Below are 24086 nucleotides of genomic sequence, written 5' to 3'. Positions count from 1 at the left end.
CAGGTTCTAGTTTGGCCCCTGTGTTCGCGCAGCCACTGGCCGAGGCCATCGCCGAAGCCGAGAAACTCGTCACCGCCGCCCCGTTCATCGAATCCGAGGCCGACCTGCTCGAGGGTCTGCAGTATCTGGCCGGCTGTGTCGCTGCTTGTACGCATGTGGCGTTCGACTACGACCGGGACCATCCGTTCCTGCACAGCGGCACCGGGCCGTTCACCAAGATGGGTCTCGACAACCCCGACACCATGTACTTCGGCACCCGGGTGCAGCCCGGCTACGAGTACGTCGTCACCGGCCGGCGAGGAACCACCACCGATGTGAGCTTCCAACTGCTCGGCGGCGAGTACACCGACGAAGTGGTGCCCGACAGTGACACCGCTTTCGACGACCGCAAGCTCGACATCGCCGCCGACGGAACGTTCGAATGGAGGTTCACCCCGGAGGTCCCGTCGCAGCTGGTGATCCGTGAGGTGTACAACGACTGGGCTGCCCACCGCGGCACGTTCGCGATCGCCCGCACCGATACCGCGGGCACCGCTCCGCCCCCGCTGACCCGCGAACTCATCGAGAAGCGCTACGCGGTCGCAGGTAAGCAGTTGGTGCAGCGCGTCAAGACCTGGCTGCAGTTCCCGCAGTGGTTCTACAACGACAGCCCGCCCAACACGATGGTGGCTCCCCGGCTCACTCCCGGCGGACTGGCGACCCAGTACTCGTCGGCCGGGCAGTTCGACCTGCGCGAGGACCAGGCGCTGGTGATCACCGTGCCGGTCCCGGACGCGCCGTATCTCGGCTTCCAGCTCGGCAGCCTCTGGTACATCTCGCTGGACTACATCAACCATCAGACCTCGCTGAACGGCACTCAGGCGCAGGCGGATCCGGACGGCAAGATCCGCATCGTGGTGTCCGACCGCAATCCGGGAGTGACGAACTGGGTGGAGACGCTCGGGCATCGCAAGGGCTTCCTGCAGTTCCGCTGGCAGCGGGTGTCCCGCGAACTGACGCCCGAGGACGGGCCCACGGTGGAGTTGGTCGACGTCGGCGAGGTGGCCGCGGCGCTGCCGTACCACGAATCGAACAAGATCTCGGATGAGGACTGGCGAGCGCGGATCGCGCTGCGCCAGAAGCAGATCGGCGAGAGAATGGTGGGTTGAGATGGCCTTCGGTCTCCTGAAGGACAAGGTTGTCGTCATCAGCGGCGTCGGCCCGGCGCTGGGTACCACCTTGGCGCGGCGCTGCGCCGAGGAGGGGGCGGACCTGGTGCTCGCCGCGCGCACCGTGGAGCGACTCGAGGACGTCGCCGGGCAGATCGCCGGTCTCGGGCGGCGAGCGGTGTCGGTGGGCACGGACATCACCGACGGCGCGCAGGTGGCCAACCTGGTCGACGAGTCGCTCAAGGCCTACGGCCGGGTGGATGTGTTGATCAACAACGCGTTTCGGGTGCCGTCGATGAAGCCGTTCGCCAACACCACCTTCGATCACATGCGCGAAGCGATCGAGTTGACGGTCTTCGGCGCACTGCGCATGGTGCAGGCGTTCACCCCGGCACTGGCGGAGGCACATGGGTCCGTCGTGAACGTGAACTCGATGGTGGTGCGCCACTCCCAGGCCAAGTACGGCGCATACAAGATGGCCAAGTCGGCGCTGCTGGCGATGTCGCAGACGTTGGCCACCGAACTGGGGGAGCAGGGAATCCGGGTCAATTCGGTGCTGCCCGGCTACATCTGGGGCGGAACGCTGGAGTCCTACTTCACCCATCAGGCCGGCAAGTACGGCACCACCGTCGAGGAGATCTACAAGGCCACCGCGGCTGCGTCGGACCTCAAGCGGTTGCCCACCGAGGACGAGGTGGCCTCGGCGATCCTGTTCATGGCCAGCGACCTGTCCAGCGGCATCACCGGCCAGGCGCTCGACGTCAACTGCGGGGAGTTCAAGGCATGACGCGCACCAACGTCGGCACCGTGGAGGATCTGCACGCGTCGGCTGTGAAGGCCTGCGGCCTGGATGATTTCGGCCCGGACGACGACAACTACCGTGAGGCGCTCGGCGTTCTGCTGGACTCGTACCAGCGCGACGCCGACCTCACCGAACTCGGCAGCAAGATGCAGCGCTTCTTCCTCAGGAACGCGTTGGTCGCCCGTCTGGTTTCGGAGGCGGCGTTCAAGCAGCACCCCGAGCACGCTGACGTCGCGATCGAGCGGCCGATCTTCGTCACCGGGTTGCCGCGTACCGGAACCACCGCCGTGCACCGCCTGCTGGCCGCCGATCCCCGCCACCAGGGTCTGGAACTGTGGCTGGCCGAGTTTCCCCAGCCGCGCCCGCCACGCGAAACCTGGTCGCAGAACCCCGTTTTCCAGCAGCTCGACGCACAGTTCACCAAGGCGCACGAGGAGAACCCGGACTACACCGGGCTGCACTTCATGACCGCCGACGAGGTGGAGGAGTGCTGGCAGCTGCTGCGCCAGTCCCTGCATTCGGTGTCCTACGAGACGCTGGCCCACGTGCCGACCTACTCGCAGTGGCTGGCCCGCCAGGACTGGACCAAGTCCTATCAGCGGCACCGGCGCAACCTGCAGTTGATCGGCCTCAACGACCGCGAGAAGCGGTGGGTGCTGAAGAATCCCAGTCACCTGTTCGCCCTCGACGCGCTGTTCGCGACCTATCCCGACGCGCTGGTGGTGCAGTGCCACCGGCCGGCCGAGACGATCATGGCGTCGATGTGTTCACTCGCCCAGCACACCACCGAGGGGTGGTCTCACACGTTCGCCGGCGATGTCATCGGCGCAGACTCGATGGAGACCTGGTCGCGGGGCCTGGAGTTGTTCAACGCCGAACGTGCCAAGCATGATCCGGCGCAGTTCTACGACCTGGACTATTTCTCGTTGATCGAGGATCCCGTCGGCGTCGTCGGGGACATCTACCGAGCCTTCGGCATCGAGTTCACCGACGAGGCCCGTGCGGCGATGACGAAGACCCACGAGGACAGCAAGAAGGGCCCCCGCGCGCCGAAGCACACCTACTCGCTGGCTGACTACGGACTCACCGCGGCGCAGGTCAAGGAACGGTTCGAGAGCCTCTGACCGCGACCGGGCCATGTGTGACCGACATCATCGCCGCCTGAACCCCCAGGTCATCCGGTACCCGGCGGATGCGCGGCCGGCACACATAGCTCCTTCATAGCTTCATACTGTTAGCTTCACTAGCTGTTCACTTCCCGCTCATCTCGAAGTGACCCCCAGCTGACCAGAAGCGCAGGAGACATGAATCTGTTCGGGTTGCGCCGCGCCCGCGCGGGCCAGTCGTCGCGCCCGTACGACGACGTCCCGACACGGCCGACCGGCTATCAACAGACGGCGAGCAAGCTGCACGCCTTCAATCGGTACGAGATCAAGTACTTCGTCGACGAACTGATGGTGCCGGCACTTCGAACCGAGCTGGCGGCCCGCATGAACAGCGATCCGTATTCGCCGCGCGGTGGGTACCCGGTGACCTCGCTGTACTACGACACCCCCGATCTGCGGTTCTACTGGGAGAAGATCGAAGGACTGCGGTTCCGCCGCAAACTGCGCATGCGCCTGTACGGCCCGCCGTCAGCCTGCACGGCCGACACCCCGGTGCAGGTCGAGATCAAGCAACGGGTGAACCGGGTGACACAGAAACGTCGCATCGAACTGCCTTACGCCACCGCGCTGCGCTGGCTGAACGACCGCGAGGAGATCGACTGCGACCCCACGCAGCGTCCGTTCGTCGACGAGGTGTCGACACTGGTCGGCAATCTGGACCTACGGCCCGTCGTCACCACCGGCTACCTGCGCGAGGCATTCGTCGGTCGGGACGCCGACATGGGACTGCGGGTGACCATCGACCACAAGGTGCACGGCCGCGACAGGGACTTCCATTTCGCCTCGGATGCCCCCAACCGCTTCACCATCCCGCCGAAGCTGGCGATCGTGGAGGTCAAGGCCAACGAGCGGGTGCCGTACTGGATCACCGATCTGTTGGCCCGCATCGACATGTCGGTCGTCCGGATATCGAAGTACTGCCAGTCGGTGCAGGCCTTCGACCTCGCGCCCCGGTCGCTGTCCGGCTCTCCCGAGCTGGTGCCGCCGGACGCCGCAGAACCCGTACCCGCCGCTCTGCTGGAGTCAGGCAGCCCGGCGGCCGCGCGAAAATCGTTACCCGACAAGTGATCGAATCAGAAAGCCTCTTGTGAACATCAATCTGCAGGACCTCAGCGGCACCTTCACCGTCTTCGACGTCGTCGCGTCGTTGTCGCTGTCCTTCGTGCTCGCTCTCGTCATCGGGTGGGTGTACCGGTACACCCACAAGAACGTCTCCTACAGCCAGTCGTTCGTCCAGACGCTGGTGATGGTCTGCATGATCATCTCCGTCATCATGCTGGTGGTCGGGTCGAACATCGCCCGGGCCTTCGCCCTGGTCGGTGCGCTGTCGGTGATCCGATTCCGCAACGCCATCAAGGAAACCCGGGACATCGGATTCGTCTTCCTGGTGATGGCGGTCGGGATGACCTGCGGTACCCGGTTCTATCTCCTGGCGGTGGCCGCCACCGTCGCCATCTGCCTGGTGCTGGTGATCATGAGCAAGTTCAATCTGTTCAAGCTCGACGTCAAGCGCCAGGTGGTGAAGGTGCAGGTGCCGCCCGAACACGAGTACTCTGCGCGCGTCGAGGACGTGCTGATCGAGCACTGTTCCGAATTCGAGTTGGTGTCAACCGAATCGGTGCGTTCCGGCGCCCTTCACGAGCTGTACTACACGGCCCGGCTGAAGAAGGGCAGGACCGGCAACGACCTGATCGCCGCGCTGAGCGGGGTGAACAGCGGGCAACGGGTGACGGTGCTGACCGGCTATGACCAGACCGACATCTGAGGACGTTACCGCGCCCGTGCGCCCCACCGGGGCACGGCGGCTCGTCCGCCGGGTTCCGAGATCGGTGCGCCAACACTGGAAGTTGTTGGCCACCCTGATCGTTTTCGCCGCGGTGGTGGGGCTGGTGTTCGGGCAGGTCCGCCTGCGGCCCTACATCACCGGCGACGTGTCCGTCATCGCCTCGCAAATCACCCACGACATCCCCGGCACCGTCGACCTTTTCGACCCCACGGTCGAGCACACCCTGTCGATCGAGATCGCCGACGCCGAACTTCGCCACATGCTGACCCAGTTCACCGCCGACGGCGACAAGAAGTGGGTCAGCGCCGACCTGACCATCGACGGCACGGTGATCGACGACGTCGCGGTCCGGCTCAAAGGCAACTCGACGCTGATGGGACTGCGGCCGCCGCCGCCCGGGCTGGAAGGCTTCTCCATACCGCCTTCCTTCGGCCCGATGGGCGCCGTGTCCGCCGATGTCCCGACCTCGCTGCCGCTGTTGATCAGCTTCGACGAGAACGCCGACGGGCGCGGCTACCAGGGGAGGACCGAGCTGACGGTGCGGCCCGGGACATCGATGCTCAACGAGGCATTGGCGTTGTCGTTGACCGCTGGGACCGGCCAACCCACGCAGCGCTACGCCCACGTGAGATATTCGATCAACGGCGACACCACGACGAAGCTCGTCCTCGAGCATCCCGACGACACCTATGCCAACACCCTCTACGAGTCCGCCGGCTACCTCTACAAGGCTCGGGCCGGATCCCAGTTCAAATACCGGGGCTCCGACCAGTCGATCTATGCGGGCGAGTTCAAGCAGATCAACGCGGTGGACTCCGGAAACCTGCAGCCCCTCATCGACTTCCTGAAATGGCTCGACACCGCCGATGCGGCTGAGTTCGACGCGTCGCTGCCGCAATGGGTGGACGTGGAATCCCTCGCGCGCTACGTCGCGACACAGAACCTGCTGGTGAACGCCGACGACATGTCGGGCCCGGGCCAGAACTACTACCTGTGGTACGACCTGGACACCCGCAAACTGTCGGTGGTGTCCTGGGATCTGAACCTGGCCATGCTGATGGGCGACCCCACCACCGGCCCGCACGATCCGGTCGAGATGGTCTTCCCGTCCGGGTTCCCGCCACCTCCAGGGCCACCGCCGGGCGCCGCGCCCGGTGAAGTGCCGCCATGGCTGAGGGGCAACACCCTGAAGAAGCGGTTCCTGGAGTCCCGCGCGTTCACCGACCTGTACGAGACGGCGTACTGGGAGCTCTACGGGCAGATGTACGCCGACGGGCGCGCGGTGGAACTCCTCGACGAACTGGTGGCGACCGTGCCGCTCAGCGCCGGCCTCAGCGAGCAGGCCTTGCGGGACGAGGCCGAGTCACTGCGCTCCTGGGTCACCGAGCGTGCGGCCGCGTTGGAACGGATTCGTTCCTGAAGCGGCGCACCGGAACCGTGTGCCTACCCGTCACCGGGCGGCGGCGCGCTGGAGTACTCCTCCAGGCAACCTTCGGCGACGGCGTGCCTGATGCTGTCGGCCAGCCGCGGGCAGGACGGTGACCGGGCGGGCTCACCGCCGGCCGCCCGGATCTCGGCGAAATGGGCGCAGCGCTGGGTCGCCTCGCTGTTCCACTGCACCGAGGTGTGGGTCGGGCCCAGCTTCTTCACCTTGACCGCCACGTGGCAGAACCGGCAGTCGACCTCGGCCAGCCCCGACGTGAGGTAGCGCTCGCGGTCGGCCTGGGTGGCCGCCCGCACGGCCGCCGCGCGATCAGGGTCCGACGCGAAATCCGGTGCCTTACGCCATGATCCGGGCTTGTCATCGGTGTGCCCCGGAGTGTGGCCGTGCTCGTGCCCCTCGTCGTCGTGCCCGTGCAGCAGCAGCATCGACTTGGCGAGGCGGTCCACATCCGGTGGCTGACTCATGTCGCCGGCTGTTCTGCCTTCTCGGCTTCCCTGGCCTTCAGGTTCTGTTCGACCTCGACGTGCCACTTCTCGTTGGCGATCGTCGTGTCGACCTCCATCTCGAACCGGTCGGTCATTTCGGGGGTGACGTCGGCGACGTCGACGTAGAACTGCTGGTACCAGCGGCGCATCTGGTACACCGCGCCGTCTTCTTCGACCAGCAGCGGGTTGTCGATGCGCGTCTTGTGCTTCCAGATCTCCACGTCCTGCAGGAAGCCCTTGCTGACCCCGTCGGTGAACGCGTCGGCCAGCTTCTCGGTGGTCTTGTCGTCCAGGCCCTGGGGCTTCTCGACGATGACGCCCCACTGCAGCACGAACGAGTCCTGTGAGACCGGGTAGTGGCAGTTGATCAGGATCGACTCGGCCTTGAAGTCGCCGTAGGTGTTGTGCAGCCAGTTGATCATGAACGACGGGCCGAAGTAGCTGGCCTCGGAGTCCAGCGACGCGTCACCGTAGGCCGTGCCCATGTCGTTGACGTCGGGGCGGCCGACGTTGTGCAGGTACTGGCTGGCGATGTGGCCTTCGAAGACGTTCTTGAAGTAGGTCGGCAACCCGAAGTGGATGTAGAAGAAGTGCGCCATGTCGGTGACGTTGTCGATGATCTCGCGGCAGTTGCTGCCCTCGATCAGCATCGTGTTCCACTTCCAGTCGGTCCACTCGCCGCTGGACCACTGCGGGATCTCCGGAATGCGGACCTCGGGCTGCGGTGGGTTCCCCTCGTGGTCGTGCCACACGAACAGCAGGCCGCCGCGCACATCGGTGTGCCAGGCGCGGGTGCGGGCCAGGCGGGGGGTGCGTTTGGCGTAGGGGACGAGTTTGCACTTGCCGTCGCCGCCCCAGCGCCAGTCGTGGAACGGGCAGGCGATCTCGTCGCCCTTGACGGTGCCCTGGGCGAGGTTGCCGCCCATGTGCCTGCAGTAGCCGTCGAGGATCTGGATCTCGCCTTGCGAGTCGGCGAACACCACCAGCATGGTCCCGAAGATCTCGATCCCGTGCGGCTCCCCGTCCAGGAAGTTCTTCACCGGCCCCAGGCAGTGCCACCCGCGCGCATAGCGGTCGGGCAGCGTGCCGGTGTCGATCTCGCGAATCCCTGCGCTTGCCGCAGTTGAATCGGTAGTCACCTCGGGCCCTCCCAAATCTCGGCTTCTAACTAGAACACGTTACAGTTTTTGCTCCGTCCAGCACAACCGATAGCCGCCCACCTGCGCAGAATGTTGCCTTCGCCACGTGGCTTGGCGTATACCCGCTCGCGCCCCGTCTATATAGTGGACAAAGTGTCCAGTAATGTGACGGTCGCTTCCACCACGGCGGAACGCACCGGTCCGAAGCGCCGCTGGCTGGCGGTCGCGGTGGCCACCTTCGCCATCGCGTGGGGCGGAAACGAGTTCACCCCGCTTCTGGTGATGTACCGGGCCGGCGACACGTTCTCCGCGGTGACCGTCGATCTCCTGCTGTTCGCCTATGTGCTGGGCATCGTGCCCGCACTGTTGGTCGGGGGTCCGCTGTCCGACCGGTTCGGCCGGCGGCCGCTGATGCTGCCCGCACCCGTGCTCGCGGCGGTGGGTTCTGCGATTCTGGCGCTGGGGGCCGAATCGGCGCTGATGCTGGCCGTGGGCCGGGTCTTCAGCGGACTGGCCCTCGGACTTGCCATGGCGGTCGGCGGAAGCTGGCTCAAGGAACTGTCCAGCCCGCCGTGGGACGACGGTGACGCGGGCGCCCGAAGGGCCGCGATGAGCCTGACCTCCGGGTTCGGTCTCGGCGCTGGGGTCGCGGGTGCGCTGGCCCAGTGGGGACCGGCGCCCACCGTGCTGCCCTACGTGGTGAACATCGTGCTGGCCCTGGGCGCGGCGGTGCTGCTGCGCACCGCACCCGAGACACGTGCCCGGCACGAGTCCGGACGTCCGTGGTGGACCGACCTCGCGGTGCCCGGCGCAGCGCACCGCCGATTCCTGTTCGTGATCGTGCCGCTGGCGCCCTGGGTGTTCGGCGCAGGCGCATCGGCCTATGCGGTGCTGCCCGCGCTGATGGCGGAGCGCGCCGCCGCCGCGCCCATCGCCTTCTCGGCGCTGATGTGTCTGGTGGCGCTCGGCGTGGCCTTCGCGGTGCAGAACCTCGCGCGCCACCTCGACGCCGGTGGTGGCGTCGGTGTGGTCATCGCGCTGAGCCTGATCGCGTCTGGCATGGTCCTGGCGGCGTGGGCCGCGTCGGTGCTGACGATCTGGGCGGCCCTGATCGCCGCGGGCGTGCTCGGCGCCGGATACGGGATGGGTCTGTTGGCGGGTCTGCAACAGATCCAGCGCATCGCCGGCCCCGACGACCTCGCCGGGATGACCGCCGTGTTCTACAGCCTGACCTACCTGGGTTTCGCGGTGCCCGCGGTGCTTGCGGTCGTGGGGCGGTCCTTCAGTTATCCGGTGATGTTCGGGTTCGGAGCGCTGGCCGCGGTGCTCACCATGGCCGTCGCGATGGCGGGATCGCGGCGGCGCGCGCAATAAGCTGAGCCACGTGGTGGAGAGCCGGTCTGCGGGGCGCCGCGGGCGTCCGCGCAGCGAAGCGGTTCGCACCGCGGTGCTGTCGGCGGCCGCCGAACTCGCGCTCGCCGGCGGGCCCGCCGCGGCCACCGTGGACGCCATCGCCAGACGCGCCGCGGTCAGTCGCACGACCATCTACAAGTGGTGGCCGTCGGCGGCGGCGATCGTGCTGGAGGGGCTGCTCGACGCGGTGCGCGAATCCATCACCCGGCCACCGGGCAGCACAGCGGTCGAGGCGGTGACCCACCACGTCACGTCGCTCAACGCGCTGCTCGCCGACCCGACAACCGGACCGGTGCTGCGCAACGTGATCGCCGCGTCGCCGTCAGACCCGGCGATCGAACGGGCGCTGCTCGACCAGTGGATCCTGCCGCGCCGCGCCGCTGTCGCCGCCACGCTGCACGAGGCCGTCACCCGGGGGGAACTGCGCGACGACGTCGACGTCGAGGTCACCGTCGACGCGCTGGTCTCGCCGCCGTACTACCGGTTGGTGGCCGGGATGACGCCCCTGGACGGCGACGCGATCACCCGACTGGTGCAGACGGTCTGGCGAGGCTGCCTGCCCTAGCAACGAACATTTCGAGTTCGCTGGCGTCAGCGAATAAACAAGCCGGTGCTGGTAAGGCATGACGGGATGCTTGAATGCGCGAGTAATGTTCTTACCTGCTCAAACACCACGGTAAGCATGGCAGTGGAGTTTGCTGCACTACCTGCAGCAATGTGCGCATAATGCACCATGACACCGCCTGGTGGACCGCCATCGCGCACGCGGACTTCCAGTACAAGACCGGATCGGGTACTGAGTCCATCCGGCAATCGGTCCGATGTCGCTGCCCGGTTTCTTGTCGTGTCGACGTTCGCCCTGATCGCGCTCGGCGTGATCGTGCGCGGCACCGCGGCGACTGTTGACGGCGTGTCCTATCTGTCGATGGCAGAAGGTTTGCGCCACTTGGAATTCACCCACTGGAGCGGGGCGCAAAGCGGCCTCTGGCCCTACGGCTACCCGGCCGCGCTGGCCACGCTAGGCGCCAGCGCCCGGGCGATGGTCGACCTTGGGTTCGTCCTCCAACTCGGGGCGCTGGCCGGAGTGGCAGGGTATTTGGTGCTCATCGCCCGACGGCTGGACGTGTACCGCCCGTCCGGTGCGTACCTGGTCGGAGCGGCCGCCGTGCTCGCCAGCCCCGCGGTGGTCGATTCCACTCCGCTGCTGGAGTCGGAAATGCTGTTCACCTGCGTCGGCTTGGCCTTCTTCTATCACGTGATCGTCAGAAGTCTTCTCACCCCGGAGGCCCCGCGGCGACTCGATCTGGCAGTGGGCGTGGTGGCCGCATTCCTACTTCCGAACATCCGCTTCATCGGCGTCGCCGCAGCACTGGGATTGGCCGTCGGTGCGGTGGTGCTTCTGCTTCTCCGTGACCCCGATGCCCGCGAGCTCGGGCGCCGCGCCGTGGTGCCGATGGTCGGCGGCATTGCCGGGACGGTCAGCGCGGTACTGATCAACCTGGCGACAGCAGGCACCTTGACCGGTGCGCTGGTGTCTCAGGGCGACGTGCTGCGTAAGACGCTCATGTTCTCGGCGGCGACGTTCTGGCAGCTCCTCGTGGCGCGGTGGCACTTTCCGCTGTTCCGCTACGAGGTTGCCGTCGGCGCTGTCGTGGCGCTTGTGCTGATCGTGTTGTCGGTGCGAACCGCCCGAGCCGCATGGTGCGCCGGCGACGAGGAATACCGGCGTTTCACCGTGTGGACATGGAGCGGGATCGGCGCGTACGCAGCGATTCTGTACTGGAGGGCGGTTACCACGCTGGTCGACCCGATCTCGCCACGATTCCTGCTGCCGGTACTGCCGGTGGCGGTCATGTGGCTGGTCTACAGCTACGTCGTCGCGTCCGACGCCGAACGGCCGTCCGGCGTCCTTCGCGTCGGCCGGACCGCCGGAAAGTTGCTGATGGTCCTGTGGCTGGCCGGGATGGTCTTCTCTGTCACAACGGATTTGGTGCGGCCGACCCGCGACGGAGACCTCAGCGCGGTACAGCTGGGCGGCCAGGACCACGCGTGCCTGGCGCGCATCGCGGACGTGCCGGTCGCTGCACGCATCTCGAACAATGCCGCGCTGATCTGGCTCGCCACCGACGGGCGATTGACGGCGAAACAGGCCAGCTACGAAACCGGCTCGCCCGACGAGTTCTACTTCATCGACACTCGCGACCACGCGGTGGGGGAGGTACCCGAGGGCATTCTGGCCGGCACCACGAGCAGCGTCCTGTGCAGCGGGGACCACCTGGTGGTCGAACACCGGACCCGCCTGTACTGAAGCCTGGCGCCAGCGAGCCGTCAGTCCTGCCAGCCGGAGTGGATGTAGGTGTCGGCGAAGCGCTTCAGCGAGTCCTTCTTCTTCTCGACCGGCGCGTCGAAGCTCAGCCCGTCGAACACCCACGGGATCACGATGTTGTCGGTGACGCCGGCCTCGGCGAGCTCCCGGTGCCCGTCGACACCGAACTTGTCGATGCACACCGCTTGGAACTCGAACGGTGCCTCGGCGCGGCCGTACTCGGCACGCAGCGCGTTGATCGCGGTGATGGTCTCGGCGAGTTGGTCTCCGGTCATCATCGCGCTGGTCCACCCGTCGCCGACCCGGGCCGCGCGCTTGAGCGCCACCTCGGTGTGGCCGCCGACGTAGAACGGCACCGGCACCGTGGGAGCGGGACTCATCTGCAACCGGTCGAAATCGAAGAACTCACCGTGGAACTCGACCATGCCGCCGGCCAGCACGAGCTTGATGACCTCGATCATCTCGTCGACCCGCTTGCCCCGCTTGGCGTACGGGACCCCGCACCACTCGAATTCCTCGGGTGCCCAGCCGATCCCGACACCGAACCCGAAGCGGTTGTTCGTCAGGTTGGCCACCGAGCCGACCTGGCGCGCCAACAGCAGGGGATTGCGGGAGCCGAGCTTGAGGACATTGGTGTAGAAGCGCAGCGTCGAGGTCACCGCGCCCATCGCGGCCGCGGCGATCAGCGGATCGACCCACGGGGTGTCCTCGTTCCACATCCGGGAGCCGTCCGGGGTGTAGGGATAGTCCGTGGACTGCTTCTCCATGTAGAACAGGGAGTCGGGCAGCGCGATCGCGTCGAACCCGACCTCTTCGGCCGTCCTGGCGATCTCGATGAGCTGGTCGACCGGACCCATCGCGACGCTGCAGGTGTACTTCATCAGGCCGGCTTGTCCGCACTGACCACCCACATGGAGTAGTACTGTGCGCCACCGCCGTAGGCGTGACCGAGAGCCTTGCGGGCGCCCTCGACCTGGTGTGCGCCCGCCTTGCCCATCACCTGGATCGCGGACTCGGCGAACCGGATCATGCCCGAGGCGCCGATCGGGTTGGACGACAGCACGCCACCGGACGGGTTGAACGGGATGCGCCCGCCGATCGCGGTCTCGCCCGCCTCGGTGAGCTTCCAGCCCTCGCCCTCCTGCGCGAATCCCAGGCTCTCCAGCCACATCGGCTCGTACCAGGAGAACGGCACGTACACCTCGGCCACGTCGATCTCGTCTATCGGGCTCTCGATGCCGGCCGACTTCCACAGCGCCGCGGCGGCATCACGGCTGGCCTGCGGGTTGACCTGGTCGCGTCCCGCGTAGGCCAGCGGCTCGGTGCGCAGCGCGGTGGCGTGGATCCACGCCACCGGATGTCCCTCGGCGACACGGGCATCCGCGCTGGCCTCGTCTCCGATCACCATCGCCGCCGCCCCGTCGGAGGACGGGCACGTCTCGTCGTAGCGGATGGGATCCCACAGCATCGGGGACTCCATGACCTTCTCCAGCGTGATGTCGGCCTGCTGCAAGTGGGCCAGTGGGTTCTTGGCCCCGTTGAGCCGGTCCTTCACCGCGACCATCGCGCCGATGTGGTTCGGCGCCCCGGAGCGGCGGATGTAGGCGCGCACGTGCGGGGCGAAATAGCCGCCTGCGCCGGCGCCCACCGGCTTGGTGAACGGCACCGGGATGCTCAGCGCCCACATCGCATTGGACTCGGACTGCTTCTCCCACGCCATCGTCAGCACCCGACGGTACTTGCCGGACTGCACCAGGCTGGCGGCCACGATCGCGGTCGATCCGCCCACCGAGCCCGCGGTGTGGACGCGGATCAGAGGTTTGCCGCTGGCGCCCGTCGCATCGGCCATGAACAGCTCGGGCATCATCACGCCCTCGAAGAAGTCCGGCGCCTTGCCGACCACGACAGCGTCGATGTCGGCGAGCGTCACTCCGGCGTCCTCAAGCGCTCGGTCGATCGCCTCGCGGACGAGGCCGTTCATCGACACGTCCTTGCGCTTGGCGACGTACTTGGTCTGTCCGGTGCCCAGGACGGCGGCGAGTTTCTTACTCATCGTTACTTACCCTCCAAGACCGCGACCAGATTCTGTTGCAACGCAGGCCCGCTCGTCGCGTGGGCCAGTACGCGCGAGGCGTTGCCGTCGAAGATGTGCCGTGCCGCGAAACCGATGCGCTCCAGGCCCGCAGAGAACATCGGGTTGGCCGCCAGCGCGCCACCGGACGGGTTGATCTTCGTCGCACCGGACAGGCCGATGGCTTCGGTGAGGATCAGCTGCTGATGGCTGAACGGCGCGTAGATCTCGGCGATCTCGATCGACGAGGTGTCCCCGCCGGTCGCGGCCGCCGCCGACGCCGCTGTCGACGGCGACACCGTCAGGTCGCGCGCACCCAGCACCGGTGTCTCGATCCGGTGCTCGAACCCGGCGATCCAGGCCGGGCGCTCCCGCAATTCCCGCGCGCGGTCCCCGGCGGCCAGCACGATCGCCGACGCGCCGTCGGTGATCGGTGCGATGTCGTGGCGGCGCAACGGTTCTGCGAAGTACGGACGCTCCAGTAGCTCTTCGACACTGGTGCCCGGCTCCAGCCGGTCCACTCGTGGCGACGCAGCCTGGGCGTCGAGGGCGACCTGGGCCATCTGTTCGGCGGTCCACTTGCCCGAGTCCAGCCCGAAGCGCGCCTGCAACCCGGCCATGCTCACCGAGTCCGGCCACAGCGGGGCCACGGTGTAGGGATCCGTCTGCAGGGCCAGCACACGGCGGAGGGTGCCGGCCGAGGACTTGCCGAACCCGTACACCAGGGCGGTCTCGACCTCACCGGTCAGGATCTTGATGTAGGCCTCGTACAACGCCCACGCCGCGTCCATCTCCACGTGCGACTCGTTGATCGGCGGCACTGCGCCGATCGAGTCGATCGCGGAGATGAACGAGAATGCACGCCCGGCAAGGTAATCGGAGGATCCCGAGCACCAGAAACCGATGTCGGACTTGGTGATGCCCAAATCGTCGTAGATCGATTTGAAGCACGGCATCAGCATCTCGACGCCGTTGGTGGTGCCGTCGGTGCGGCGCACATGCGGTGCGTGCGCGAACCCGACCACAGCTACTTCAGTCATGTCCGTCCTCAGAGGTGATGCTTGTAGGTGTCGTAGTCGGCGTCGGGCTCACCCGTCGGCTTGAAGTACTCGATGTTGTCGATGCCCAGGCCCCACTGCTCCTCGGGCTTCCACACCGCCTGCACCCGCATGCCCATCCGCACCTTGTCGGCCTCGATGTCCGAGACCAGGTGCAGCACCGGGATGTCCGCGCCGTCGAGCAGCACGTAGGCGGCGACGTACGGCGGTTTGATGCGCTGACCGGCGAACGGGATGTTGATGATCGCGAACGTCGTGACGGTGCCCTTGTCGGGCAGTTCGACGAACTCGTCCAGCGGCCGCCCGGTCGTCGGATTGGCCTCGCGCGGCGGGAAATACACCTTGCCGTCCGGCGCGGACCGCGCACCGAGGAGCTTGCCCTGCTCGAGGGCGCGCAGGAACGCGCTCTCGGGCTGCGACGCGGTGTGCTGAATCTCGATCGTGCTCGGTGAGACGAGCATGGTGACCGGGTCGAGGCCCTCCGGCGGCGGCGGGACGTCCTCGGCCTGGTCGCCGAGCGCGAAGTAGGCGATGTCGGTGATCGCGCCGACGGGCTCGTCCACCCAGTGCGCGTGCACCCGCGCGCCGGTGCTGACGGCCTCGGGTCCGTCGGCCGCCACCGCGTGCAGCAGGGGAGTGTCGGCACCGTCGAGCTTGATCAGGGCCCACGCGAACGGCCGGTCCAGCGGCTGGCCCTCCAGCGGCTCGGGCTGCCACGTCCACGACAGCACCGTTCCGACACTGGCCACCGGTACGATTTCGGTCAATTGCTCCCAGGTGACGGGGTCGTACTCGGCGGGCGGGACCAGCACCCTACCGTCCGAGCCGCGCACCCCGACGATGCGCCGCCCCCGCAGGGCGGTGAAGAACTCACCCAGGAGTGGTCCTACTGAACGGGTGTAGTCGAATGCGAGCTTCAGCGGCGCGGAAAGCGGCGGCTCATGCGGATCGATCTGCACCGGGCTGCTTTGGCTGGTGGTCACGGCATCGAGTAGAACAGGTTCTAAGAATGGTTTCAAGGAGCGGGCCTGGCGGCCCGGAAGGACGGGTGCCGTGAAGCTGGGACTTCAGTTGGGTTACTGGGGCGCGCAGCCTCCGACCAACCACGCGGAGCTCGTCGCCACCGCCGAGGAGGCCGGCTTCGACACGGTCTTCACCGCCGAGGCGTGGGGCTCGGACGCCTACACGCCGCTGGCCTGGTGGGGTCGTGAGACCACCCGGATGCGATTGGGCACGTCGGTGATCCAGCTGTCCGCGCGCACTCCGACCGCCTGCGCGATGGCGGCGCTGACGCTGGACCATCTGTCCGGCGGCCGGCACATCCTCGGCCTCGGTGTCTCCGGCCCGCAGGTCGTCGAGGGCTGGTACGGCCAGAAGTTCCCCAAGCCGCTGGCGCGCACCCGCGAATACGTCGACATCCTGCGCCAGGTGTGGGCCCGCGAGGCCCCGGTGCGCAGCGACGGCCCGCATTACCCGCTGCCGCTGACCGGCGAGGGCACCACCGGCCTCGGCAAGAGCCTCAAGCCGATCACCCACCCGCTCCGTGCCGACATCCCGGTGATGCTCGGCGCCGAGGGCCCCAAGAACGTCGCACTGGCCGCCGAGATCTGCGACGGCTGGCTGCCGATCTTCTACTCGCCACGCATCGCCGGCATGTACAACGAGTGGCTCGACGAAGGGTTCGCCCGTCCGGGTGCCCGCCGGACCCGGGAGACGTTCGAGATCTGCGCGACCGCGCAGGTGGTCGTCACCGACGACCGCGCCGAGATCATGGAGTTGATGAAGCCGCACCTGGCGCTCTACATGGGCGGAATGGGTGCCGAGGACACCAATTTCCACGCCGACGTCTACCGCCGGATGGGGTACGCCGAGGTGGTCGACGACGTGACCCGGCTCTTCCGTAGTGACCGCAAAGACGAGGCGGCCAAGATCATCCCCGACGAGCTGGTGGACGACTCGGCGATCGTCGGCGACCTCGGCTACGTGCAGGAACAGATCAAGGCCTGGGAAGCCGCCGGCGTCACCATGATGGTCGTCGGCGCCCGCTCACCGGAACAGATCCGCGACCTGGCTGCGCTCGTCTGACCACCCCGACTAGACACTTCCTTGCCGAGTGTCTAGCGCACGCTCTAGATTGTGCGGTGTGACACAACACACCATCGCCGGAACCGTCCTGACGATGCCGGTGCGGGTGCGCACGGCGCACCAGCACACTGCGATGTTCGTCGTCGACGCCGACGCCGCCCAGCGCATGATCGACTACAGCGGCCTCCGGGTGTGCCGCTTCGGCAGAGGTGACCGCCGGGCGATGGTGGTGCTGATGCTGATGCGCTACGAGGACACCGACCTGGGTCAGTACTACGAGTACGGCACCAACGTGATGGTGAACCCGCCCGGATCGGACGCCACGGGGATGCAGGCACTGCAGTCGGCGGGCGCATTCGTGCACCATCTGCCGGTGGACCAGGCGTTCACGCTCGAAGCAGGCCGGACCATCTGGGGTTACCCGAAGGTGATGGCCGACTTCACCATTCGAAACGGACGCCACTTCGGTTTCGACGTCACCATCGACGGGCAGCACGCGGTGAGCATGGAGTTCGCGCCGGGCCTCCCGGTACCGGCGGCGCTGGCCGGCAAACCGCAGGTGCACTCGACCTACTCCCACCTCGACGGCGTGACCCGTGAGACCGAGGGGCAGATGGTGCTGTCGGGTGTGCGTTACCGGCCCGGCGGTGTCACGCTGCGGCTCGGGGAACACTCCTACGCCGCAGAGCTTTCCGCGCTGGGGTTGCCCAAACGTGCATTGGTGTCGAGTTCGGCTGCCAACGTCGACATGACGTTCGCCGACTCCCGAATCGTAGGAGAGGCATGACTTCCACCCTTCCGGCCCTCGACGTCGACCTCGCCGACGGCAACTTCTACGCCGACGGCACCGCTGCGCGCGCGGCCTACAAGTGGATGCGCGCCAACCAGCCGGTGTTCCGCGACCGCAACGGGCTGGCCGCGGCCACCACCTACCAGGCGGTGCTCGACGCCGAGCGCAGCCCGGAGCTGTTCTCCAGCACCGGCGGTATCCGGCCGGACCAACCCGGCATGCCGTACATGATCGACATGGACGATCCGTCGCATCTGCTGCGGCGCAAGCTGGTCAACTCCGGCTTCACCCGTAAGCGGGTGATGGACAAGGTGCCCTCGATCGAGCGGCTGTGCGACACGCTCATCGACGCGGTCTGCGAACGCGGCGAGTGCGACTTCGTCCGCGACATCGCCGCGCCGTTGCCGATGGCCGTCATCGGGGACATGCTCGGCGTGCTGCCCGACGAGCGCGACATGTTGCTCACGTGGTCCGACGACCTGGTCAGCGGCCTGTCCTCGACGGTCGACGAGCAGGCCATCCAGAAGCTGATGGACACGTTCGCCGCGTACACCGGGTTCACCATGGGGGTGATCGCCGACCGCAGGGCCCACCCACGCGACGACCTGTTCTCGGTGCTGGTCAACGCCGAGGTCGAGGGTTCGCGGATGTCGGACGACGAGATCGTCTTCGAGACACTGTTGATCCTGATCGGCGGGGACGAGACGACCCGGCACACACTCTCGGGCGGCACCGAACAGCTTCTGCGACACCAGGATCAGTGGCGCCAGGCCGTCGCGGATCCGGAGCTGCTGCCGGGGGCGATCGAGGAGATGCTGCGCTGGACCTCCCCGGTGAAGAACATGTGCCGGACGCTGACCGCCGACACCGAATTCCACGGCACATCGCTGAAGTCGGGCGAGAAGATCATGCTGATGTTCGAGTCCGCGAACTTCGACGAGACGGTCTTCGGCAACCCCGACGAGTTCGACATCCACCGGAACCCGAACGGCCACATGGCGTTCGGATTCGGCACGCATTTCTGTCTGGGCAATCAGCTGGCCCGGCTGGAACTGCGGCTGATGCTGACCAAGGTGCTGGAGCGCATGCCCGATCTCCGGTTGGCCGACGAAGGCATGCTGCCGCTGCGGCCGGCGAACTTCGTCAGTGGCCTGGAGTCGATGCCCGTGGTGTTCACCCCGTCCAAGCCGGTCCTGGGGTAACACCTCAGCGAGGACTGTGGGCCTCGTGCACGGATTTCGGTCGATTTGCGTGCACAGGGCCCACATTTGAGCGACTCGGCCGCTAACAGCTGCGGTCCTCGACGCATCCCGCCGGGAACTCCGGTCCACCGGCGGTCACCATGGCGGCCCGCTGCAGCAGTGCATGCAGCGCAGCCAGCTCGTCGTGTTCCAGCGCGGCGAACATCCGGTGCTCGACGGCGGCGAGCGCGGTCTCGGCCTGCGCCAGCCGATCGGCGCCGGACGGGGTCAGGATCACGGTGTGCCTGCGCCGGTCCTGCGGCGAACGCCGACGTTCCACCAGGCCTGCGGACTCCAGGTCGTTGAGCAGCGCGACGACGTTCGTCGGATCGATGCCGAGCGATTCGGCGAGACCCGCCTGACTCTGCTCGCCGAAATCGCGCAGCACGGTCAGCGCGATGACGTGCCGGGTCCGCAACCCGACCTTGCCGACCTCGATCTCGGCGGCGCCCCGAAGCCGCCGCAGCACCAGGTCCAGCAAAGGGCCGAGTAGCAACTCCGACCGCGCGCCCGCACTCACCTGCGCAAGGCTACGGGAATGGACTAAGGCTTCCTAGTGTAGATATAGTTTGTGTTCCACTAACTATCTATAGGAGGTCAGGTATGTCGCATCTTCTCCACATCGACTCGTCGGTGCAGGGCGAGCAGTCCGTCAGTCGTCGTCTCACCGCGCGGGCGGCCGCCCGGTGGCAGGCCGCTCACCCCGGCGGCGCGGTCACCTACCGCGACCTGGCCGCCGATCCGCTACCCCATCTGGACCCACGGTCGTCGGCAGCGCTCAGCGCGGTCCTGGTCGAGGAGATCAAAGCCGCCGACACCGTCCTGCTCGGCCTGCCGCTCTACAACTTCGGGCCGCCCAGCACCGTCAAGGCCTGGGTGGACCACATCGTCGCGCCGGGCCTGTCGATCGACGCGGAGACCGGTGCGGGCCTTCTCGGCGGCACCGAACTCGTCGCGATCGAGACGCGTGGGGGCGGCTATGGTCCCGGCACGCCCCGGGAGGGCTGGGATCACGCCCAGACTTGGCTGACCCACGGGGTGTCGCTCACGGGCCTGAGCCCGCGTTTCATCGTCGTGGAGCTCACGATGGCCGACACCAATCCGGCCATGGCCCAGCTGAAGCCGCAGGCGGCGCAGAGCCTGGCCGACGGCGAGGCCGCGATCGACCGGCTGTGGCGGGTCGGAGAGAACGCCGCGTAGGCCGCCTGGCAACCGGCGCCGAAATTGCATTCCATGCGCTGTTTTCCTCGACTTGACCGCGTGGAATGCAATTTCGCGGGTTACTTCATCTGGAAGTTGGGGGCGCGCTTCTCTTTGAACGCCCGCGGGCCTTCCTTGGCATCCTCGGACAGGAACACCGGGATGCCGTTGGCGGTGTCGGGCTTGAACGCGTCGTTCTCGTGCAGCCCTTCGGCCTCGCGGATGGTCTTCAGGATCGCCTGCACCGCCAGCGGTCCGTTGTTGTTGATCACCTCGGCGATCTCCAGCGCCTTGTCCAGCGCGGTGCCGTCCGGCACGACGTAACCGATCAGCCCGTACTGCAGCGCCTCGGCGGCGGTGATGTGGCGTCCGGTCAAGAGCAGATCGCACGCGATCGTGTACGGGATCTGGCGCGGGAGTCGGACCGCCGACCCGCCCATCGGGTACAGGCTCCACTTCGCCTCGGAGATGCCGAACTTCGCGCTCTCGCCCGCCACCCGGATGTCGGTGCCCTGCAGGATCTCGGTGCCGCCGGCGATCGCGGGACCCTCGACGGCCGCGATCAGCGGCTTCGTCAGGCGCCGGCCCTTCAGCAGGCCCTCGATCCGCGACGGGTCGTAGCTGCCGTCCTTGAACGAATCGCCCGGCGGTTTCTTGCTCGCCGCCTTCAGGTCCATACCCGCGCAGAAGTAACCGCCGGCGCCGGTCAGGATGCAGGTCCGGATCTCCGGATCCTCGTCGACGCGGTTCCAGGTGTCGACCATGATCGAGAGCATCTCAGTGGACAGCGCGTTGCGCGCCTCCGGTCGGTTCAGCGTCAGGATCAGCGTGTGTCCGCGCTGCTCAACCAGGGCGTCGGGACCTTTGTGGGGCTCGCTCACGGGCGTCCGCCTTTCATCATCGAAGACAGCGACTTGTCTGAAAATGTAACACGTTCTAATTTAGAGCCGTGGCCCTGAATATCGCCGATCTCGCCGAGCACGCCATCGACGCCGTGCCTGACCGCGTCGCCCTGATCTCGGGTGACGACCAGCTGACGTACGCCGAGTTGGAGGACAAGGCCAACCGGTTCGCGCACTACCTGCTCGACCAGGGGGTGCAGAAGGACGACAAGGTCGGGCTCTACTGCCGCAACCGCATCGAGATCGTCATCGCGATGCTCGGCATCATCAAGGCCGGCGCCATCCTGGTGAACATCAACTTCCGCTACGTCGAGGGCGAGCTGAAGTACCTGTTCGACAACTCGGACATGGTCGCGCTCGTGCACGAGCGCCGCTACGCAGACCGGGTGGCCAACGTGCTGCCCGAGACGCCGAACGTCAAGACGGTCCTGGTCGTCGAGGACGGAACGGACGACGATTTCCAGCGCTACGGGGGCGTCGAGTTCTACGCCGCGCTGGAGCAGAGTTCGCCGGAGCGGGACTTCGGGCCGCGCAGCGAGGACGACATCTACCTGCTCTACACCGGCGGTACCACCGGCTTCCCGAAGGGCGTGATGTGGCGCCACGAGGACATCTACCGAGTTCTGTTCGGCGGCACCGACTTCGCGACCGGCGAGCCGATCGCCGACGAGTACGGCCTGGCCAAGCAGGCGGTGGAGAACGCGCCCATGGTGCGCTACCCGATCCCGCCGATGATTCACGGCGCGACGCAGTCGGCCACCTGGATGGCCCTGTTCGCCGGGCAGACCACACTGCTGGTGCCCGAGTTCGACCCTGACGAGGTGTGGCGCACCATCGACAAGCACAAGGTGAACCTGCTGTTCTTCACCGGTGACGCGATGGCCCGCCCGTTGCTCGACGCGCTGCTGGCGCATCAGGAAGCGGGCAACACCTACGAGCTGTCGAGCCTGTTTCTGCTGGCCAGCACCGCGGCCCTGTTCTCCACCAGCCTCAAGGAGAAGTTCCTCGAACTCCTGCCCAACCGCATCATCACGGACTCGATCGGTTCGTCGGAGACCGGTTTCGGCGGCAGCAGTGTGGTCGCCAAGGGCGAGTCGCACACGGGCGGACCGCGCGTCACGATCGACAAGAACGTGGTGGTGCTCGACGACGACGGCAACGAGGTCAAGCCGGGCAGCGGCGTCCGTGGCGTGATAGCCAAGCGTGGCCACATTCCGCTCGGCTACTACAAGGACGAGAAGAAGACCGCCGAGACGTTCAAGACGATCAACGGTGTGCGGTACGCGATTCCGGGTGACTACGCCGAGGTCGAGGCCGACGGCACTGTGACGATGCTGGGCCGCGGCTCGGTGTCGATCAACTCCGGTGGCGAGAAGATCTACCCCGAAGAGGTGGAGGCCGCGCTGAAGGGTCACCCGGATGTGTTCGACGCGCTGGTGGTCGGCGTGCCCGACCCGCGCTTCGGTCAGCATGTCGCGGCCGTCGTCCAGCCCCGAGAGGGCACTCGCCCGACGTTGGCCGATCTGGATGCGTTCGTGCGCAGCGAGATCGCAGGATACAAAGTGCCGCGCAGTCTCTGGCTGGTCGACGAGGTCAAGCGGTCGCCTGCGGGTAAGCCCGACTACCGGTGGGCCAAGGACACCACGGAAGAACGGCCCGCCGACGAAGTTCACGCCAAACACGTTGGAGCACAAGCCTGATGCGTACCGAACTCTGCGATCGCTTCGGCATCGAGTACCCACTGTTCGTCTTCACCCCGTCGGAGAAGGTGGCCGCCGCGGTCAGCAAGGCCGGCGGCCTCGGCGTGCTGGGCTGCGTGCGGTTCAACGACGCCGACGACCTGGAGAACGTCCTGCAGTGGATGGACGCCAATACCGACGGCAAGCCCTACGGCGTCGACATCGTGATGCCCGCCAAGGTGCCGACCGAGGGCACCTCGGTCGACATCAACAAGCTCATCCCGGCCGAGCACCGCGAGTTCGTCGACAAGACCCTCGCCGATCTCGGCGTGCCGCCTTTGCCGGAGGACGAGGCGAAGTCCGAAGGCGTGCTGGGCTGGCTGCATTCGGTGGCGCGCAGCCATGTCGAGGTGGCGCTCAAGCACCCCATCAAGCTGATCGCCAACGCGCTCGGCTCGCCGCCCAAGGACGTCATCGACCAGGCCCACCAGGCCGGGGTGCCGGTGGCGGCGCTGGCCGGTTCGGCCAAACACGCTCTGCGCCATGTGGAGAACGGCGTCGACATCGTTGTCGCCCAGGGCCACGAAGCCGGCGGGCACACCGGTGAGATCGGCTCGATGGTGCTGTGGCCAGAGATCGTCGACGCCCTCGGTGGCAAGGCGCCCGTGCTGGCCGCAGGCGGGATAGGCACCGGCAGGCAGGTCGCCGCCGCGCTCGCCCTAGGCGCGCAGGGTGTTTGGATGGGTTCGGCGTTCCTGACCTCGGCCGAGTACGACCTGGGCGTGCGTCTGCCGTCGGGCCGGTCGGTGGTGCAGGAGGCCATGCTCAACGCGACGTCGGCCGACACCGTGCGCAGACGCATCTACACCGGCAAACCTGCCCGGCTGCTCAAGAGCCGCTGGACCGACGCGTGGGACGCCGATGGTGCGCCGCAGCCGCTGCCGATGCCGCTGCAGAACATCCTCGTCAGCGAAGCCCACCAGCGGATGAGCGAGTCCACCGACCCGACCGCCGTCGCGATGCCGGTGGGACAGATCGTGGGGCGGATGAACGAGATCCGCCCCGTGGCCGACATCATCGCCGAGCTGGTGAGCGGGTTCGAGGAAGCGTCCAAGAGGTTGGACGGCATCCGCGAGTCCTGATCGGGGACGACACCTGGATTTGTCCGGGCGGGGAGGGTGGCTACTCGGGGTTGAGCAGCCGGTTGTCGTCGTCGCCGACGACCTTTTCGAACTCGCGGAAGTGTCGCCGGCACACGTACCACCACGACCCGGCGAGGCGGGCGCTGGCGTAGGCGGGGACGTCTTTCTTGCCGCGTATGAAGCACATCTGACAGACAGCGTCGTTGTCT

General features: G+C 67.0%; 24 protein-coding genes. 15 read left to right on the top strand and 9 right to left on the bottom strand.

All coding sequences use genetic code 11. The features are described 5' to 3' along the window. Nucleotides 1-20 precede the first annotated feature (20 nt). From C6A87_RS24645 to C6A87_RS24620, 6 genes are all read left to right on the top strand, one after another. Complete coding sequence (locus tag C6A87_RS24645; protein WP_311114642.1) at nt 21-1148, top strand: hypothetical protein; 1128 nt, start codon at nt 21-23, stop codon at nt 1146-1148. A 1-nt stretch (nt 1149) separates the two neighbouring features. Next, complete coding sequence (locus C6A87_RS24640; protein ID WP_311114641.1) at nt 1150-1935, top strand: SDR family oxidoreductase; 786 nt, start codon at nt 1150-1152, stop codon at nt 1933-1935. Next, nucleotides 1932-3074, top strand: coding sequence for a sulfotransferase (locus C6A87_RS24635; RefSeq protein ID WP_311114640.1), 1143 nt, complete (start codon nt 1932-1934; stop codon nt 3072-3074). The genes C6A87_RS24640 and C6A87_RS24635 overlap by 4 nt, the downstream gene beginning before the upstream one ends. Before the next feature lie 180 nt (nt 3075-3254). Next, nucleotides 3255-4184 (top strand): polyphosphate polymerase domain-containing protein, encoded by a 930-nt coding sequence (locus C6A87_RS24630; RefSeq protein WP_311114639.1) that lies wholly within the window; start codon nt 3255-3257, stop codon nt 4182-4184. A 19-nt stretch (nt 4185-4203) separates the two neighbouring features. After that, nucleotides 4204-4881 (top strand): DUF4956 domain-containing protein, encoded by a 678-nt coding sequence (locus C6A87_RS24625; RefSeq protein WP_311114638.1) that lies wholly within the window; start codon nt 4204-4206, stop codon nt 4879-4881. Further along, nucleotides 4862-6322: a CotH kinase family protein gene (locus C6A87_RS24620; RefSeq protein WP_311114637.1), complete on the top strand. Its 1461-nt coding sequence runs from the start codon at nt 4862-4864 to the stop codon at nt 6320-6322. The genes C6A87_RS24625 and C6A87_RS24620 overlap by 20 nt, the downstream gene beginning before the upstream one ends. A gap of 23 nt (nt 6323-6345) precedes the next feature. Here C6A87_RS24620 and C6A87_RS24615 read toward each other — a convergent pair whose 3' ends face one another. Both C6A87_RS24615 and C6A87_RS24610 read right to left on the bottom strand, forming a co-directional pair. Further along, nucleotides 6346-6810 (bottom strand): hypothetical protein, encoded by a 465-nt coding sequence (locus C6A87_RS24615; protein ID WP_311114636.1) that lies wholly within the window; start codon nt 6808-6810, stop codon nt 6346-6348. After that, nucleotides 6807-7970: a Rieske 2Fe-2S domain-containing protein gene (locus C6A87_RS24610; RefSeq protein ID WP_311114635.1), complete on the bottom strand. Its 1164-nt coding sequence runs from the start codon at nt 7968-7970 to the stop codon at nt 6807-6809. The genes C6A87_RS24615 and C6A87_RS24610 overlap by 4 nt, the downstream gene beginning before the upstream one ends. Before the next feature lie 153 nt (nt 7971-8123). Here C6A87_RS24610 and C6A87_RS24605 point away from each other — a divergent pair, with 153 nt between their 5' ends. From C6A87_RS24605 to C6A87_RS24595, 3 genes are all read left to right on the top strand, one after another. Beyond that, nucleotides 8124-9344 (top strand): MFS transporter, encoded by a 1221-nt coding sequence (locus tag C6A87_RS24605; protein ID WP_311114634.1) that lies wholly within the window; start codon nt 8124-8126, stop codon nt 9342-9344. A gap of 10 nt (nt 9345-9354) precedes the next feature. Beyond that, nucleotides 9355-9948 (top strand): TetR/AcrR family transcriptional regulator C-terminal ligand-binding domain-containing protein, encoded by a 594-nt coding sequence (locus C6A87_RS24600; protein WP_311114633.1) that lies wholly within the window; start codon nt 9355-9357, stop codon nt 9946-9948. Between the two features lie 279 nt (nt 9949-10227). Continuing rightward, nucleotides 10228-11691 (top strand): hypothetical protein, encoded by a 1464-nt coding sequence (locus C6A87_RS24595; protein WP_311114632.1) that lies wholly within the window; start codon nt 10228-10230, stop codon nt 11689-11691. Nucleotides 11692-11711: 20 nt separating this feature from the next. Here the strand turns inward: C6A87_RS24595 and C6A87_RS24590 are convergent, their stop codons facing one another. Genes C6A87_RS24590 through C6A87_RS24575 form a run of 4 tightly spaced genes read right to left on the bottom strand, consistent with a single transcriptional unit; the run spans nt 11712 to nt 15821 of the window. Beyond that, nucleotides 11712-12590: a TIGR03619 family F420-dependent LLM class oxidoreductase gene (locus tag C6A87_RS24590; RefSeq protein WP_311114631.1), complete on the bottom strand. Its 879-nt coding sequence runs from the start codon at nt 12588-12590 to the stop codon at nt 11712-11714. After that, nucleotides 12590-13762: a thiolase domain-containing protein gene (locus tag C6A87_RS24585; RefSeq protein WP_311114630.1), complete on the bottom strand. Its 1173-nt coding sequence runs from the start codon at nt 13760-13762 to the stop codon at nt 12590-12592. Before C6A87_RS24585 ends, C6A87_RS24590 begins: the two co-directional genes overlap by 1 nt. A gap of 2 nt (nt 13763-13764) precedes the next feature. After that, a complete protein-coding gene (locus tag C6A87_RS24580) occupies nt 13765-14820 on the bottom strand; it encodes a thiolase domain-containing protein (RefSeq protein WP_311114629.1) in 1056 nt (351 codons plus the stop codon). An 8-nt stretch (nt 14821-14828) separates the two neighbouring features. Continuing rightward, nucleotides 14829-15821 (bottom strand): OB-fold domain-containing protein, encoded by a 993-nt coding sequence (locus tag C6A87_RS24575; RefSeq protein ID WP_311114628.1) that lies wholly within the window; start codon nt 15819-15821, stop codon nt 14829-14831. A gap of 70 nt (nt 15822-15891) precedes the next feature. Between C6A87_RS24575 and C6A87_RS24570 the strand changes: the two genes are divergently transcribed. From C6A87_RS24570 to C6A87_RS24560, 3 genes are read left to right on the top strand one after another with little or no spacing between them, the layout of a single operon-like run. Further along, on the top strand, nt 15892-16923 hold the full coding sequence (locus C6A87_RS24570; RefSeq protein WP_311114627.1) for an LLM class F420-dependent oxidoreductase: 1032 nt from the start codon (nt 15892-15894) through the stop codon (nt 16921-16923). A gap of 58 nt (nt 16924-16981) precedes the next feature. After that, entirely contained in the window at nt 16982-17710 is a 729-nt protein-coding gene (locus C6A87_RS24565) for an acetoacetate decarboxylase family protein (protein ID WP_311114626.1), read from the top strand. Beyond that, nucleotides 17707-18915 (top strand): cytochrome P450, encoded by a 1209-nt coding sequence (locus C6A87_RS24560; RefSeq protein WP_311114625.1) that lies wholly within the window; start codon nt 17707-17709, stop codon nt 18913-18915. Before C6A87_RS24565 ends, C6A87_RS24560 begins: the two co-directional genes overlap by 4 nt. A gap of 82 nt (nt 18916-18997) precedes the next feature. On the opposite strand, the gene C6A87_RS24555 is transcribed toward C6A87_RS24560, so the two are convergent. Further along, nucleotides 18998-19474 carry a MarR family winged helix-turn-helix transcriptional regulator gene (locus C6A87_RS24555; protein WP_311114624.1) on the bottom strand — a complete coding sequence of 159 codons (477 nt, stop codon included), beginning with the start codon at nt 19472-19474 and terminating at the stop codon, nt 18998-19000. Nucleotides 19475-19557: 83 nt separating this feature from the next. On the opposite strand from C6A87_RS24555, the gene C6A87_RS24550 reads away from it, so the two are divergent. Beyond that, complete coding sequence (locus C6A87_RS24550; RefSeq protein WP_311114623.1) at nt 19558-20154, top strand: NAD(P)H-dependent oxidoreductase; 597 nt, start codon at nt 19558-19560, stop codon at nt 20152-20154. An 80-nt stretch (nt 20155-20234) separates the two neighbouring features. Here C6A87_RS24550 and C6A87_RS24545 read toward each other — a convergent pair whose 3' ends face one another. Further along, a complete protein-coding gene (locus tag C6A87_RS24545; RefSeq protein WP_311114622.1) occupies nt 20235-21035 on the bottom strand; it encodes a crotonase/enoyl-CoA hydratase family protein in 801 nt (266 codons plus the stop codon). A gap of 68 nt (nt 21036-21103) precedes the next feature. Here C6A87_RS24545 and C6A87_RS24540 point away from each other — a divergent pair, with 68 nt between their 5' ends. Beyond that, a complete protein-coding gene (locus C6A87_RS24540) occupies nt 21104-22756 on the top strand; it encodes an acyl-CoA synthetase (RefSeq protein WP_311114621.1) in 1653 nt (550 codons plus the stop codon). Further along, nucleotides 22756-23877: a nitronate monooxygenase family protein gene (locus tag C6A87_RS24535; RefSeq protein ID WP_311114620.1), complete on the top strand. Its 1122-nt coding sequence runs from the start codon at nt 22756-22758 to the stop codon at nt 23875-23877. The genes C6A87_RS24540 and C6A87_RS24535 overlap by 1 nt, the downstream gene beginning before the upstream one ends. A 40-nt stretch (nt 23878-23917) precedes the next feature. Here the strand turns inward: C6A87_RS24535 and C6A87_RS24530 are convergent, their stop codons facing one another. Next, nucleotides 23918-24064: a hypothetical protein gene (locus tag C6A87_RS24530; protein ID WP_311114619.1), complete on the bottom strand. Its 147-nt coding sequence runs from the start codon at nt 24062-24064 to the stop codon at nt 23918-23920. Between the last annotated feature and the right edge of the window lie 22 nt (nt 24065-24086).

The organism is Mycobacterium sp. ITM-2016-00317, from assembly GCF_002968295.1.
In the GTDB taxonomy this organism is placed as follows: Bacteria; Actinomycetota; Actinomycetes; order Mycobacteriales; family Mycobacteriaceae; genus Mycobacterium.
This window is presented reverse-complemented; position numbering and strand designations above follow the sequence as displayed.

Bases quoted from the DNA above. Each gene is read 5' to 3' on its own strand.
- C6A87_RS24635 (WP_311114640.1), top strand. From the start codon at position 1,932: ATGACGCGCACCAACGTCGGCACCGTGGAGGATCTGCACGCGTCGGCT.
- C6A87_RS24640 (WP_311114641.1), top strand. From the start codon at position 1,150: ATGGCCTTCGGTCTCCTGAAGGACAAGGTTGTCGTCATCAGCGGCGTC.
- C6A87_RS24535 (WP_311114620.1), top strand. From the start codon at position 22,756: ATGCGTACCGAACTCTGCGATCGCTTCGGCATCGAGTACCCACTGTTC.
- C6A87_RS24615 (WP_311114636.1), bottom strand. From the start codon at position 6,810: ATGAGTCAGCCACCGGATGTGGACCGCCTCGCCAAGTCGATGCTGCTG.
- C6A87_RS24550 (WP_311114623.1), top strand. From the start codon at position 19,558: ATGTCGCATCTTCTCCACATCGACTCGTCGGTGCAGGGCGAGCAGTCC.
- C6A87_RS24620 (WP_311114637.1), top strand. From the start codon at position 4,862: ATGACCAGACCGACATCTGAGGACGTTACCGCGCCCGTGCGCCCCACC.
- C6A87_RS24580 (WP_311114629.1), bottom strand. From the start codon at position 14,820: ATGACTGAAGTAGCTGTGGTCGGGTTCGCGCACGCACCGCATGTGCGC.
- C6A87_RS24560 (WP_311114625.1), top strand. From the start codon at position 17,707: ATGACTTCCACCCTTCCGGCCCTCGACGTCGACCTCGCCGACGGCAAC.
- C6A87_RS24590 (WP_311114631.1), bottom strand. From the start codon at position 12,590: ATGAAGTACACCTGCAGCGTCGCGATGGGTCCGGTCGACCAGCTCATC.
- C6A87_RS24630 (WP_311114639.1), top strand. From the start codon at position 3,255: ATGAATCTGTTCGGGTTGCGCCGCGCCCGCGCGGGCCAGTCGTCGCGC.
- C6A87_RS24530 (WP_311114619.1), bottom strand. From the start codon at position 24,064: ATGTGCTTCATACGCGGCAAGAAAGACGTCCCCGCCTACGCCAGCGCC.
- C6A87_RS24585 (WP_311114630.1), bottom strand. From the start codon at position 13,762: ATGAGTAAGAAACTCGCCGCCGTCCTGGGCACCGGACAGACCAAGTAC.